The organism is Devosia sp. CN2-171, assembly GCF_049354815.1.
Lineage (GTDB): Bacteria > Pseudomonadota > Alphaproteobacteria > Rhizobiales > Devosiaceae > Devosia_A.
The window spans coordinates 3,577,737-3,590,791 of the sequence record NZ_CP186479.1 but is presented as its reverse complement, the minus strand read 5'-3'; the positions used below and the strand labels follow the sequence as shown (position 1 = coordinate 3,590,791).

12 protein-coding genes are annotated in these 13,055 nt (G+C 66.3%); 2 read left to right on the top strand and 10 right to left on the bottom strand.

Features of this window, described 5'->3' with window-relative positions:
• Positions 1-2: 2 nt before the first annotated feature.
• From ACOYW5_RS17845 to ACOYW5_RS17835, 3 genes are read right to left on the bottom strand one after another with little or no spacing between them, the layout of a single operon-like run.
• The gene (locus tag ACOYW5_RS17845; RefSeq protein WP_423069492.1) at positions 3-1,655 is read right to left on the bottom strand and encodes an ABC transporter substrate-binding protein; all 1,653 of its coding nucleotides are present in this window, start codon (positions 1,653-1,655) and stop codon (positions 3-5) included.
• 38 nt (positions 1,656-1,693) lie between these two features.
• A complete protein-coding gene (gene nagZ, locus ACOYW5_RS17840; RefSeq protein ID WP_423066237.1) occupies positions 1,694-2,716 on the bottom strand; it encodes a beta-N-acetylhexosaminidase in 1,023 nt (340 codons plus the stop codon).
• A 2-nt stretch (positions 2,717-2,718) separates the two neighbouring features.
• Positions 2,719-3,204, bottom strand: a complete 486-nt coding sequence (locus ACOYW5_RS17835) for a GNAT family N-acetyltransferase (RefSeq protein ID WP_423066236.1) — start codon at positions 3,202-3,204, stop codon at positions 2,719-2,721.
• Between the two features lie 53 nt (positions 3,205-3,257).
• Between ACOYW5_RS17835 and ACOYW5_RS17830 the strand changes: the two genes are divergently transcribed.
• Positions 3,258-3,677 carry a GNAT family N-acetyltransferase gene (locus ACOYW5_RS17830; RefSeq protein ID WP_423066235.1) on the top strand — a complete coding sequence of 140 codons (420 nt, stop codon included), beginning with the start codon at positions 3,258-3,260 and terminating at the stop codon, positions 3,675-3,677.
• Here the strand turns inward: ACOYW5_RS17830 and ACOYW5_RS17825 are convergent.
• From ACOYW5_RS17825 to ACOYW5_RS17795, 7 genes are all read right to left on the bottom strand, one after another.
• Positions 3,674-4,789, bottom strand: coding sequence for an anhydro-N-acetylmuramic acid kinase (locus tag ACOYW5_RS17825; RefSeq protein WP_423066234.1), 1,116 nt, complete (start codon positions 4,787-4,789; stop codon positions 3,674-3,676). The genes ACOYW5_RS17830 and ACOYW5_RS17825 overlap by 4 nt on opposite strands.
• A gap of 5 nt (positions 4,790-4,794) precedes the next feature.
• Positions 4,795-5,796, bottom strand: a complete 1,002-nt coding sequence (locus ACOYW5_RS17820) for a serine hydrolase domain-containing protein (RefSeq protein WP_423066233.1) — start codon at positions 5,794-5,796, stop codon at positions 4,795-4,797.
• A complete protein-coding gene (locus ACOYW5_RS17815) occupies positions 5,793-7,520 on the bottom strand; it encodes an ABC transporter ATP-binding protein (RefSeq protein ID WP_423066232.1) in 1,728 nt (575 codons plus the stop codon). Before ACOYW5_RS17815 ends, ACOYW5_RS17820 begins: the two co-directional genes overlap by 4 nt.
• Positions 7,517-8,356, bottom strand: a complete 840-nt coding sequence (locus ACOYW5_RS17810; RefSeq protein ID WP_423066231.1) for an ABC transporter permease — start codon at positions 8,354-8,356, stop codon at positions 7,517-7,519. The genes ACOYW5_RS17815 and ACOYW5_RS17810 overlap by 4 nt, the downstream gene beginning before the upstream one ends.
• Entirely contained in the window at positions 8,356-9,315 is a 960-nt protein-coding gene (locus tag ACOYW5_RS17805) for an ABC transporter permease (protein WP_423066230.1), read from the bottom strand. The genes ACOYW5_RS17810 and ACOYW5_RS17805 overlap by 1 nt, the downstream gene beginning before the upstream one ends.
• 48 nt (positions 9,316-9,363) lie before the next feature.
• Positions 9,364-10,881, bottom strand: a complete 1,518-nt coding sequence (locus ACOYW5_RS17800) for an ABC transporter substrate-binding protein (RefSeq protein WP_423066229.1) — start codon at positions 10,879-10,881, stop codon at positions 9,364-9,366.
• A 134-nt stretch (positions 10,882-11,015) separates the two neighbouring features.
• Positions 11,016-11,900, bottom strand: a complete 885-nt coding sequence (locus ACOYW5_RS17795) for a LysR family transcriptional regulator (protein WP_423066228.1) — start codon at positions 11,898-11,900, stop codon at positions 11,016-11,018.
• Between the two features lie 163 nt (positions 11,901-12,063).
• Here ACOYW5_RS17795 and ACOYW5_RS17790 point away from each other — a divergent pair, with 163 nt between their 5' ends.
• Positions 12,064-13,044 (top strand): nucleoside hydrolase, encoded by a 981-nt coding sequence (locus ACOYW5_RS17790; protein ID WP_423066227.1) that lies wholly within the window; start codon positions 12,064-12,066, stop codon positions 13,042-13,044.
• The last annotated feature ends 11 nt before the right edge of the window (positions 13,045-13,055 follow it).

The window sequence follows — 13,055 nt, the reverse complement described above, 5'->3', positions numbered from 1 at the left end:
GACTATTGCGCGACCGGCCGCAGGGCCAGCAACTGGATCAGGCGGCCGGGATTGGCGTTCGAGACGACCGGCGAGGTGATCGGGTTGTCCGCGTTGGCCCAGCCGGTAAAGCGCTTGGTGCTGTACTGGTAGAAGGACGGGCTGTTGTAGACCGGGATCACCGGCATCGCCGCCGCCACCTTGAGCTGGATGGCGTCCATGATCGACTTCTGCTCTGCCGGGTCCTTCACCTGGGTATACTTGTTCAGCATCTCGACCACTTCCGGATCGGTCCAGCGCTGCGCCGAGGTGCGGCTCTTGCCGAAATCGGCCGGGTTGAACGAGCGGATATAGGGGAAGTACGGGTTGGCCGCCGAGGCGATAGCGTTGAGGGACATCGAGTACTTGGCGTCGATCAGGTCCGAGGCCCAGACCGATTCCTCGGGCGTCGACATCTTCACGTTGAGCCCGCCCTGCTTCAGCGTCTCGATGGCAATCTGGACGGCATCGATCCAGTCGGTCCAGCCGTTGGGGATTTCGATGTCGATGGCGATCGGCGTGCCGTCGGGATTGTCGCGGAAGCCGTCCCCATCCTTGTCGACATAGCCCGATTTCTCGAGCAGAGCCACGCCAGCATCGAGGTCGAACTTGCCGTACTGGCCGAACTGGGTGACGACCTCGGGATTGCCGAACGCCTTGTAGAACGAGCCCAGCATGGCGGGATCTTCGTTGATCACCGGGTAGCCGTAGCCGGCAATGTCGATGATCGACTGTCGGTCGATCAGCATGCTCACGGCGCGACGGAAGTTGACGTCGTTGAAGGCCTTCTTGTTGTTCGCGTCCGGGCTCTCGAGGTTGAGCGTGAACGCCACGAGGCTGGAGGGCAGGAACCAGTAATGGTTGTGCTCCGGATTCTTGGCGACAAAGGTGTTGTCGATGTCGGGTACGAAACTGGTCGCCCAGTCGAGCGTGCCGTCGACGAGCGCCGCCAGCACCTGCGGATTGTCGGCCAGCTGCGGCATGCGGATACAGTCGATATGGAGGCTGGCCGCGTCCCAGTAATTGGGATTGCGGCACTGCTCGTAGACCTGCGGCGTGAAGCGGCTGATCTCGGTGAGCGGGCCGGAGCCGACCGGATTCTCGTTGGCGAAGGTAACCGGATCGGCGATGTCCTTCCAGATATGCTCAGGCACGATCGGCATCGCGACGATAGTGGTCGCAACCAGCGAGTTGGGCTGGATGAGGTTGAAACGAACCGTACGCTCGTCGACCTTTTCCACCGACTCCATCAGCTTCGATACCGAGTTGAAATCGAGCGCCGGGAACTTCTTCAGGAAGTCGTAGGTGAAGACCACGTCGTCGACGGTGAGCGGCTCGCCGTCGGACCATTTGAGCCCGTCGCGCAAGGTGAAGCTGATCGACTTGAGGTCGTCGGCCAGCTCGAAGCTTTCAGCCAGCCGGTACTCCCATTTGGCGCCGGCGAGGCGGTTGAAGATCGCCAATGGCTCGTAGATGAAGTCCTTGGTGGTGGCGCGCGCCGATGTCTGGTTGAACGGATTGAAGTTGCGGACGAAGGTCGTCGTCTGCTCGGAGCTTATGGTCAGCACCGTCTGGGCAGTTGCAGGCACGGTCATCGCCAGGGCCAATGCGGCCGTCGCAAGCAGTTTGCTCTTCAACATGAATGCGTCTCCCTCTTCTTCGACCGGCATCCGCCTCAGGCGAGGCGGTTCGCCTTGAAAATCTGCTCGACTTCGCCGTAAAGCGCCGCCGCGTCGACGCGAAGACTACCGCGTTTGCGCTCGGCGCGCGTGATTCGTTCAATAGTTTCCGCCGTTAACGGGCGGGCTGCCCGGGCGGCACTTTCGCTTGCCACGAGGCCGCCCTGGGTCAGCAGCGCAATGTCGTTGCCGGCGGCGAGGGCGGCGCCCACCCGCTCGCCCGGCGTCCCCTTCAGCGCCTCCATGCTGAGGCAGTCGGTGATCAGTACGCCATCGTAGCCTATGTCGTGGCGGATCAGATCGATGAGCTTTGGCGAAACCGAGGCGGGATGATCGGGGTCGATCCGGGTGAAGATCAGGTGCGCCACCATCGCCCAGGGCGCATCGCGCAGCGCGACGAAGGGCCGGAAGTCGGTGGCCCGCAGGTCGTCCAAGCTGGCGTCGACCACCGGGCAGTCGAAATGCGGATCCACCGTGACGCGGCCGTAGCCGGGGATATGCTTGACGATCGGGAGCGTCCCGACCTCGAGCATGCCGTCGATGACCTCGCGGGCCATGGTGACGACCAGCGCCGGATCGTCGCCGAAGGCGCGCTGGCCGATCACGTCGTGGGTGCCCGGGCGGGCGAGATCGACGACCGGCGTGGTGCCGCTGTCGACGGTGAGATCGGCCATGATCGCGCCCATGGCCTGGGTCGAGAGGCGCATGGCGCGCTTCCCCAGTTCGAGGTCCTTTCGCGCCAGTGCGCCGAAGGTGCCGAGGCTGCGGAAATCCGGCCAGTTGCCGTTGTTGAGGCGCTGGACCCGGCCGCCCTCCTGGTCGATGAAGATGGGCGTATCGGCGCGACCCAGGGTGTCGCGGATCTGCGCGCAGAGTTCTCGCACCTGCTCGCGGTTGTCGATGTTGCGCCGGAACAGGAACAGGCCGTAGGGGTTCGCCTCGCGCAGGAACGCAACCTCATCGGCCGTGAGCTCGAGGCCCTCGATGCCGACGAACAGGGCAAGTGGCGGGCTCGGCATCTCTACTGCCCCTGCCCGGGCCGAACCCGCAGCAAGCCCTGATAGATATCCTCGCCATCCGACTCGATCGGCACGGCGCCGACGGCGTTCGCGTAGAACTCGACCGGCCCGACCCCGCCGATGACGGCATAGGCGTAGCCCCGGGCCTTCATCGCCGCGAGCGTGTGGTAGAGCAGCGCGAGGCCGATCCCCCTGCCGCGCTGGCTCTCCGCCACCCCCGTTGGGCCGAAGAAGCCACGCGCCGTGGCGTCGTAGCAGGCGAAGCCAACCACCTCGCCGCTGACGATGGCGACAAGGCAGCCGGGAGGCTGATGAGCCAAGGCCGCGGTTAGCTCGCTGACCCAGTACTCGCTGAAGTTTTCGCGCACCCAGTCCTGGAGGATATGCAGCTCGGGCGGCAACGCGACGCGGATCGTGGCATCGACGCCGGCGACGCGCTGCGCCAGCGCAGCCATCCGGCGCGAATAGAGGTTTACGAGCAAATCCATAGGGCACAGTGATAGCGAGACCGAACCTCGATGCAACACCCGAGAACAAGAGAATGGTGCTTTCGCTGACCGTCACCGACACCCCGGCGGTGGAGGACCTGAGCGCAATCGGCGACGGGCTCGTAAGCTTCAACGTCGCCGATGTTGGGCCGGCCGAGCGGCGGGCCCTCGCGGTGGTGGTGCGTGACGAGGCCGGGCAGGTGGTGGCGGGCATCTCCGGCTATACGGCGTGGGGGTGGCTATACGTACAGTGGCTATGGGTGGCCGAAGGCGCACGGGGTGGCGGGCTGGCGGGCAGGATGCTGGCGGCGGCGGAGACCGAAGCACGCCAGCGCGGCTGCCACGGCGCCTATATCGACACGTTCAGCCCGGTGGCGCTGAAGACGTATCAACGGGCTGGCTATGCCGCCTTCGGTCAACTGGAGGACTTTCCCATTGGCCGCACCCGCACTTTCCTGCAGAAGCGGCTCTAGCCGGCGAGACGTCCGCCCTTCAGCGGATAGGGCACACCGGTCGTTGTCGGGAAGCTGATCGGCAGGTCGCGGATCACGCGCACGGCGAGGAAGGCGAAGCACTCGGCCTCGATCGCATCGCCGCGCCAGCCGACCGTTTCGGCGGGAACGGCTTCGACGCCGGCGCGGCTGCCGAGCATTTCCATCATCAGCGGATTGTGCCGGCCGCCGCCACTGACGACGAGCTTTTTCGGTCGGGTCGGCAGCAGGTCGAGGCCCTTGCCGACGGCGCCGGCAGTGAAGGCGGTGAGGGTGGCGGCCCCGGTGGTGGGATCAAGGCCATCGGCCATGGCGGCGGTGAAATCGAAGCGGTCGAGCGATTTCGGCGGCTTCTGCGCGAGGTAGGGATGCTCGAGCAGCTGCTTGAGCCGCACCTCGTCGACCGTGCCGGTGCGGGCGAAGGCGCCGTCGCGGTCCATGTCGCCGAGCCCGTGGGCCTTCATGAAGTCGTTGAGCGGCGCGTTGGCGGGGCCAGTGTCGAAAGCGATGAGCGTGTCGGCGCCGTCCCACCAGGTGACATTGGCGACGCCGCCGAGGTTGAGCACGGCGGTATCGCCACTGGTGCCGAGCCCGCGCAGCAGCGCCTGGTGATAGATGGCGGCGAGCGGGGCGCCCTGCCCCCCGGCGCGGACATCGGCGGAGCGGAAATCGTAGGCGACCTTCGTGCCCAGCAGCTCGTGCATCAGCTGGCCGTTGCCGAGCTGGCGCGTGGCGCCGATGCGGCCCAGCTGCGGGGCGCGGTGCAGGACCGACTGGCCGTGAAAACCGACAACGCCGATATCGGACATTTTCAGGCCCGAGGCCTCGACATGGGCGAGGACCGCGGCCGATTGCGCGCGGGTCAGCGCGTCCTCGGCCTCAGCGAAGATCGCCGGCTCGGGGCCCTCGAAGTTCCACTTGCGGGCCTGGGCCAGCGTCTCTTCGAGGAGGTCGCGGATCGATTGCGGATAGGGCGCCAGCGTGTAGGGGCCGAACTCGGTGACGCGCTCACCGTCGGTCCTGAGGATGGCGATATCGATATTACCGTCGAGCACGGTGCCGGTCATCAGCCCGACGGTCCAGATGGGGTCCATGCCGATTACTCCGCGTTGACGAGGTCGCCGACAGCGCGGCGCAGGGCGAAGATGCCGCTGTCGAAATGGCGGGTGGGGTGCACGCGGTTGGTCAGCAGCGTCCAGGCCCGACCCTTGGCGAAATCGAGCCATAGGCCGACGCCGGTGAAGCCGGTATGGCCGATGGTGGCGGCCGAGCAGTGGTCGCCGCCCGACCAGCCATCATAGGGCAGCTCCCAGCCATGCGTGCGGCGGCCGCCGACGCGGGTGCGCATCAGTTCGACCACGCCGGGCGAGACGCCGGACGCGGTCAGGAGGCTCTGTGCGTAGTCGAGCACCGAAACGACGGTGCCGAACAGGCCGGCGTGGCCCGAGCCTTGCAGCGCGTAGCAGTTCTCGTCGTGCACCTCGCCGACGACGACGCGGCCGCGCCAGGCATCCTGCTCTGTCGCTGCGGCATTCGCAGGATCGGCCGACCAGGCAAACCCTGGGCCCGGATCCTGCTCTCGGATCAGCTTGCCGGTGAGCCGCTCGAGCGCGATGCCGAGGAGGATGAAGTTGAGGTCGGAATAGACGGCGGGGCCGGCCGGCCACTCGTGCTGGAGCACGAAGGCGCGCAGCAGATTGGGGTCGGTGCCGTAGGTGTAGATCGGGAACACGCCGGGGAACGGCGTCTGGTGGCCGAGGCACTGGCGAAACGTGATCTTCCGCTCCCAGTTGTCCGGGTTGTACTGGCGGAAATCCGGGATCACCGAGATCAGCGGGGCATCGAGATCGATCTTGCCGGCCTCGGCCAGCGCGATGATGCGCGGGGTGGTGAATATCACCTTGGTGAGCGAGGCGAGATCGAACCACGTGCCCTCGGTCATCGGGCGGGCATGCGGCACCCGCTGCGCATCGCCGATGACGCGAGTGGCGCGATCGCCATTGGCCTCGACGACGCCGAGGATGCCGCCGGGGATGCGACCGGTGGCGATCGATTGCTCGAGCGGCTTGAAGGCCCGGTCGAGGGTCGCTTGAGCGCTCATTGTTCCTCCAGCCGCACGCGATGGTCGGTGCCTGCGTCACGCCAGCGAGCCGGCGGCGGTTCGTAGCCGCGCGGCTTCAGCAGTGAGGGCACCTGGGTATTGTCGATGGTGAAATGCTGCCGCCGCCGCTCGATGGCGGGAACGGCGCCGATCAGCCGTTTCGTATAGCTGTGCTGCGGATCCGACAGCACGGATTTTGCATCTCCGATCTCGACCAGCTGGCCGGCAAACATCACGGCAACGCGGTGGGCGATGCGCTCGACCACCGCCATGTCGTGCGAGATGAAGAGATAGGCGAGCCCGAACTCGCGCTGCAGGTCGATCAACAGCTCCAGCACCCGCGCCTGCACCGACACATCGAGAGCCGACACCGCCTCGTCGAGTACGACCACGTCGGGATTGAGCATCAAGGCGCGGGCGATGCAAAGCCGCTGCCGCTGCCCACCGGAGAACTGGTGCGGATAGCGGTTGAGCGCATCCTCGGAGAGGCCGACGCGCTTCAGGAGGAAGCTCATCCGCTCGCGGACCCTGACATCGACGCGCTGGCCGGCGGCGATGGCGGGCTCGGCGAGAAGGCTCTCGACATTGAGACGGGGGTTGAGCGAGGCGAAGGGATCCTGAAACACCATCTGCACCGGCCGATGGCCCTGCCCCTCGACCGCGATCTCCCCGCGCGTTACCGGGGCTAGGCCAAGGATGGCGCGGGCGGTGGTGGATTTGCCCGAGCCGCTTTCGCCGACGATGGCGAGGGTCTCGCCGGGGCGAAGGTCGAAATCGACGCCGTCGACGGCATGCACGGCACCGGACGCCCGGGCAAACAACCCGCCGGCAGCCGGGAAGCGGACGACGAGGTCGTCGACCCTGACGATCGGCGGCTTCGGCTCGGCGCGCTGCCCATCGTCGCGAACCGCCTTGCCGCTGTTGAAGTGGGGCACGGCGCTGAGCAGGTGTTTTGTGTACGCGTGCTGCGGGTGGTCGATCACCGTGTCGAGCGAGCCCTGCTCCACCGCGACACCGGCCTGCATCACCATGATCCTGTCGGCGATGCCGGCGACGAGACCGATATCGTGGGTGATGAAGATCATCGACATCCCCGCTTCGGCTCGGAGCTCGGCGAGCAAAGCCATGATCTGCGCCTGCACCGTGACATCGAGCGCGGTGGTCGGCTCGTCGGCGATCAGGAGGCGCGGGTTCGCAGCGATCACCATAGCAATCATCACCCGCTGCCGCATGCCGCCCGAAAGCTGGTGCGGATAGTATCCGAGGCGCTGCGCGGCATCGGGGATGCGTACGCGCTCCAGCGCTTCCCTGGCGGCCACCGTCGCGGCGCGGCCGGTTAGCCCGCGGCTCAGCCGGAAGGCCTCCTCGATCTGCCGGCCTACAGTATGCACCGGGTTGAGAGAGGTCATCGGCTCCTGGAAGATCATGCCGATCTCGCGGCCGCGGATGCGCTGCAGCGCAGGCTCGTCGGCGGCGGTGATATCGACCGAGGCGCCGTCAGTGCGGTTGATGGTGATCGCGCCGCCGGTGATCCGGCCGCCACCGAAATCGACCAGCCGGTTGATCGACAGCGCCGTTACCGATTTGCCCGAGCCGCTCTCGCCCACGATGGCCAGCGTCTCTCCGGCCTCGAGGTCGAAACTCACGCCCTTCACCACCTCGTTGGCGCCGGGATCGCGACCGAAACCGACACTGAGGTCGCGGACGGAGAGCAGCGTGCTCATGCTTCCCTCCGCTGCGTGCGTGGATCGAGGATGTCGCGCAGGGCATCGCCCAGGAGGTTGAAGCCGAGGATGGCGAGCATGATGGTGAGGCCGGGAAATACCATGAGCCATGGGGCACGCGTCATCATCGACTTGCTCTCGGCCAGCATCACGCCGAGCGACGGCGCCGGCGGCTGTGTGCCAAGGCCGAGAAAGCTCAGGCCGGACTCGGTCAGCAGCGCCCAGGCGAGCGCCAGCGTGATCGTCACTGTTAGCGGCGCGACGAGATTGAGCAGCAGGTGGCGCGTGAGGATATAGCCCTGCGAGCTGCCGAAGGTGCGCGCCGCTTCGACGAACTCGCGCGCCTTGAGCGCCAGCGCCGGGGCACGGACGACGCGGGCGAAGATCGGCGTGTAGACGATACCGATGGCGACGATGCTGGTCACCGCACCGGCGCCCTCGATCGCGACGATGAGCAGGGCGAGGAGGATGGCCGGGAAGGCCAGCAGTACATCCATCGTCCGCATCAGCACGCCGTCCCACAGGTGCCCCCACCAGGCGGCGAACAGCCCGATCAGCGTTCCGGCGGCCGCGGCGACGGCGACTGACGCGAAGGCCACGAGGAAGGACTCGCTGATGCCCAGCATCAGGCGGCTGAAGGTGTCGCGGCCCAAGAGGTCCGTGCCGAACCAGTAGGTCGGGCTCGGTGGCTTCAGGCGGTCGACGACGAACTGCTTCAGCGGATCATGCGGCGTGAGCCCGACTGCCCCCAGCGCCGCGAGGACGAGGAAAACCACGATGATGCCTGCGCCGATACGGCCGCTGGGGTGCTGCAGAACCGCCTTGAGCAGACCCATCACTTGCCCCCGAGCCGAATGCGCGGATCGAGCGCCGCATAGGCGAGGTCGACCAGGAGGTTCACGACGAGGAAGTTGAGGGCGATGAACAGCACGGCGCCCTGTACCAGCGGATAGTCGCGCTGGCTGATCGCATCCAGCGTCAGACGGCCGAGCCCGGGGAGCGCGAAGATCTGCTCGACGATCACGGCGCCACCGAGCAGGTAGCCGAACTCGACGCCCGACAGCGTCACCACCGGGATCAGCGCATTGGGCAGTGCATGCCCCCAGATGACGTCGCGCTGCGACGCCCCCTTGCTGCGGGCGGTACGCACATAATCGTCGCTGAGCACATCGAGCATGGCCGAACGCGAGATGCGGGTCACCGCCGCCGCGAAGGAGAGGCCCAGCGTGATCGAGGGCAGGATCATCTGGCTGAGGTTACCCAGCGGGTCGACGAACAGCGGGGTGAACGAGCCCATGGCGGGCAGCACATGGAAGGTCACCGAGAGGAAATAGATCAGCACCAATCCGACGACGAAGCTCGGCGTCGATTGCCCGAGCATCGCGAAGAGCCGCACGACGAGGTCGGAAGGTCGGTCGGCCCGCGTCGCGGCGAACACTCCGGCCGGAATGCCGAAGGCGAGAGCAATCACCATCGACAGCAGCGCCAGCTCGAGGGTGAGCGGGAAGCGTGCGATGATCACCTCGAGAACCGGCTTGCCGTAGGTCACCGAGATGCCGAGATTGCCCTCGAACAGCCCGGCCAGCCACCGGCCATACTGCACGAAGATCGGCTGATCGAGACCGAAATACTGGGCGAGGGAGGCGCGTTGCGCCTCCGTCAGCAAGCCCGCCTCGGTGCCCAGCATGGCGATGATCGCGTCGCCGGGCACGAGCCGGATGGCGAAGAACACCAGCAGCGACACACCCAGCAGGACCAGCGGAAACGTCAGCAGCCGTTGCGTGAGATAGTTCATGTCGGCCGCACCCTGTGGTGAGGCGGGCCTGAGCCCGCCCCGAAACGCTTACTCGCCGACAGTCACCTTGCTCAGCGAGAAGAGCAACCCGCTCGGATTGATCTCATAGCCCTTCACGCTGTCGAGATTGGCCGTGTAGGTCACGGTACTGGAAATCCACACCCACGGTGCCTGCTCGGCGAGGCGGGCCTCGAACTGCTGGAAGATCGGCTTGCGCTTGGCGACGTCGGTTTCGACGCGGCCTTCCTGCAGCAGCTTGTCGAGCTCGGGGTCGGTGAAGTTCGACACCTTCACCAGGTTGCCGTCCTTGGTGAAGTAGCGGTTGTACATGGGGTACGGGTCCGGCCGGCCGCCGTTCTGTGCCACTGCCATATCGAAATCACCCTTGAGCCAGGTATCGACATAGACCTTCAGATCCATGGTCTTGATGTTGAGCTTGACGCCGATCGCGGCGAGCTGGCTCTGCAGCACCTGCGCCTCGTTGGCGGCATAGGGCGGCTCACCGGTCGCGGCGATCACCTCGGCCTCGAAGCCGGCCTCGAGCCCTGCTTCCTTCATCAGCGCCTTGGCCTTCTCGACATCCTGCGTATAGCAGAAGAGGCTCGCCGGGTCGGAGGCGTAGGCCTTCATGGTCAGCGGGCCAGTCACGGTGCCCTCGCCGAGGAGCGCGGTGTCGATGATCTCCTGCCGGTTGACGGCGCAGGAGATGGCCTGCCGCACCTTGAGATTGTCCATCGGCGGACGCGCCGGATTCATCTGCAGCACATTGTAGGCGAGGCCCGGAACGCGGTTGAGCGTCATCCCCGCCTCGCCCGGAATGAGCGTCGCGATGGTCGGGTCGTTGAAGAGAGCGAAGTCCGTCTGGTTGGCGCGCATCGAATCGATGATGGCGCTTTCGGATGGCAGCACCGAGATGGTGATGCCGTCGACGCCGACCTTGCCGCCGGCCCAGTTCGGGTTGGCGCTCAGCACGTCCTTCACGTTGGGGTCCCACTCGTCGAGCACGAACGGCCCCGAGCCGATGGGCTTGGTGCCGATGCTGCCATCGGCTATGGCCGAGGCCGGAACGATCGAGGCGTTGGTGCCGGACATGGCGACGAGCAGCGGCGCGTCGGGCTGGCTCAGGTTGAACACCACCGTCTGCGGATCGGGCGTGTCGATCGACTTGATCGAGAGGAAGTTGGCTCGCGCCGCGGCGGCGGTCGCCTCATCGAGCAGGCGCTCGAACGAGGCCTTCACGTCGGCGGAGGTCACCGCATCGCCGGTCGAGAACTTGGCGTTGGGATCGAGCTTGAACGTGAGCGTCAGGCCATCGGCCGAGAATTCCCAGCTCGTAGCGATGGCGGGCGAGACATTGTACTGCGCGTCGAGGCGGACCAGCGGCTCGTAGATCAGCTCGAGCAGGCGCAGAGACGAGAACGCCGTCTGCTTGTGCGGATCGAGCCCGGTGGCATCCTGCGACCAGGCCATGCGGAGCGTCGCCGCCTCGACCGGCGCCGCGGCCATGGTGAGCATCGCCGTCATCGCGACACCAGTCAGAAACGTCCTGCTGAAATTCAGATGCATGAAACTCTCCCTGTCCCTCACCGCCTGTCGTCCGCGGCGCTATCGGAGAGCGACCTTACGTCCGCGACGGTCGCGGCGCATAGCCCTTCCTGCATCGACAAAAGGACAAGGTCCGTCAAACCTGTACCGGACTACTACTGACCGGCGGAACGCGCTGAGAGCGCCATCTCGCGCTGGAACCAGCGGGCGATGCTGTTCATGGTCTGACTGGAGCGCTCGTCGCGCCAGGCGAGGAACCACGTGCCCGGCCGCGTGACGACGCCGAGCGGCGCAACGAGACGATTTTGCGCGATGGCGTCCCAGATGGCGGGTCCGGCGCCGATGGCGACACCGAGGCCGGCTTCGGCGGCCTGCACGCTATAGGTCAGGGTATCGTACCAGATGGTCTCGCGCGGCGGCAGCTCTATGCCGGCCTCGCGGGCCCAGTTGGTCCACATGTCGGGCGGCCAGCGGATATCGAGCCGGGGCTGGGCCCAGAGGTCGTCGGCCGTCAGCTCGCCACGCGCGAGCATCGGGCTGATCACCGGACCGAAGGTCTCGGGGCCGATCTCGACCACGGTGATGCCGGGAATGTTCAGCGGCGGGCCGACGCCGACATAGACGTCGATGGAGCGGTCGGCAGGGTTGCTCTCGCGCGTCCAGGTGGTCAGGCGCACGGATTTACCCCCGAGTTCGCGGTCGAGCGCTGGAAGGCGCGGCACCAGCCAGCGGAGGAGGAAGGTATCGGGCGCCGTGAGCATGATCGTGCCGTGGCGATAGGCCGAGCGCAGGTGCTCAACGCCGCGGGTGATGGAGGCGAAGGCCTCCGTCACGGTGGCCGAGAAAGCCGCGGCATCGGGGGTGAGGCGCAGCGAGCGGTTGCCGCGCTCGAACAGCTGGACGCCGAACTCATCCTCGAGATTCTTGATGTGCCGGCTGACAGCGCCGCTCGACACGCGCAGTTCCTCGGCGGCGCGGCGGACGCTGCCCAGCCGGGCGGCGACCTCGAAGGCTCTCAATGCGTTAAGCAGGTGCAGCATGATCGTTGATAAAAACTCAATCGATTGGCCGATTAGTACGCTGTTGCAAACCTGTCGTCTATCCTAGCCTTTGCCTTGTTCTGCGGGGATATCGGAGGGAACGGCAGCTGATGTTGCCACGCCCCGATCCAGCAGTTTTTTGGATCGACGAGAAGGCGACTACGTGACCTCCCCTACCCACCGGATCATTATCGACTGCGACCCCGGCCATGACGACATGGCCGCGATCCTCCTGGCAGCATCGCACCCGTCGATCCGGATCGAGGCCATTACCGCGGTCTGCGGCAACGCTTCGGTGGAGAACACCACGCGCAATGCGCTGCGCATCGTCGAAGCCTTCGGCCTCGATGTCCCGGTCTATCGCGGCGCCGAACGGCCGCTGCTCCATCGCTACGAGTTCCCGGCGGCCTTCCATGGTCCGAGCGGGCTCGACAGCGCCGGCGTCGAACTGCCCGCGCCTACGCGCACCATCGCCCCCGGACACGCGGTCGACGCGATCATCAGGCTGGTCGAGGCGAACCCCGGCGAGATCACGCTGGTGGTGATCGGCCCGATGACCAATGTCGCGCTGGCGCTCGCCCTGCGCCCCGACCTCGTGCCTGCGATCAGGCAGATCGTGTTCATGGGCGGTTCGTCCGGCGAGGGCAACGTGACCCCGGCCGCCGAGTTCAACATCTGGGCCGATGCCGAAGCGGCCCGCATGGTGTTCCGCTCGGGCGTGCCACTCGTGATGTTCGGGCTCAATGCCACGCACCAGACGCTGCTGCGCCGAGAAGACGTCGCCGCGGTCCGCGCTGCGCATGCGGGTGACAATGTGGTCGCCGATATCCTCGATTTCTACTGCGGGACCTACTACCGCTTCGCCGGCGCCGACAAGCCGGGCGCCCCGCTGCATGATCCCTGCTGCATCGCCTGGCTGATCGACCCGAGCCTGTTCGAGATCGAGCAGCGCCCCGGCGAGGTGATCGTTTCCAGCGACGAGGCTTACGGCCAGACGCTGATCGATTTGAGGCCGCAGGATTCGTCGCACGACACACGCATCAAGAACGTCGGCGTTGCCGTCAAGGCCGATGCCGGCCGTTTTGCAGAACTGGTGACCCAGGCAATGATCTGGGCCGCCGGCCGAGTTACCGTGAAGCCATGAAGGGTGCCAAC

Bases quoted from the DNA above. Each gene is read 5' to 3' on its own strand.
- ACOYW5_RS17800 (WP_423066229.1), bottom strand. From the start codon at position 10,881: ATGCATCTGAATTTCAGCAGGACGTTTCTGACTGGTGTCGCGATGACG.
- ACOYW5_RS17835 (WP_423066236.1), bottom strand. From the start codon at position 3,204: ATGGATTTGCTCGTAAACCTCTATTCGCGCCGGATGGCTGCGCTGGCG.
- ACOYW5_RS17815 (WP_423066232.1), bottom strand. From the start codon at position 7,520: ATGAGCACGCTGCTCTCCGTCCGCGACCTCAGTGTCGGTTTCGGTCGC.
- ACOYW5_RS17825 (WP_423066234.1), bottom strand. From the start codon at position 4,789: ATGGACCCCATCTGGACCGTCGGGCTGATGACCGGCACCGTGCTCGAC.
- ACOYW5_RS17795 (WP_423066228.1), bottom strand. From the start codon at position 11,900: ATGCTGCACCTGCTTAACGCATTGAGAGCCTTCGAGGTCGCCGCCCGG.
- ACOYW5_RS17830 (WP_423066235.1), top strand. From the start codon at position 3,258: ATGGTGCTTTCGCTGACCGTCACCGACACCCCGGCGGTGGAGGACCTG.
- ACOYW5_RS17820 (WP_423066233.1), bottom strand. From the start codon at position 5,796: ATGAGCGCTCAAGCGACCCTCGACCGGGCCTTCAAGCCGCTCGAGCAA.
- ACOYW5_RS17805 (WP_423066230.1), bottom strand. From the start codon at position 9,315: ATGAACTATCTCACGCAACGGCTGCTGACGTTTCCGCTGGTCCTGCTG.
- nagZ (WP_423066237.1), bottom strand. From the start codon at position 2,716: ATGCCGAGCCCGCCACTTGCCCTGTTCGTCGGCATCGAGGGCCTCGAG.
- ACOYW5_RS17810 (WP_423066231.1), bottom strand. From the start codon at position 8,356: ATGGGTCTGCTCAAGGCGGTTCTGCAGCACCCCAGCGGCCGTATCGGC.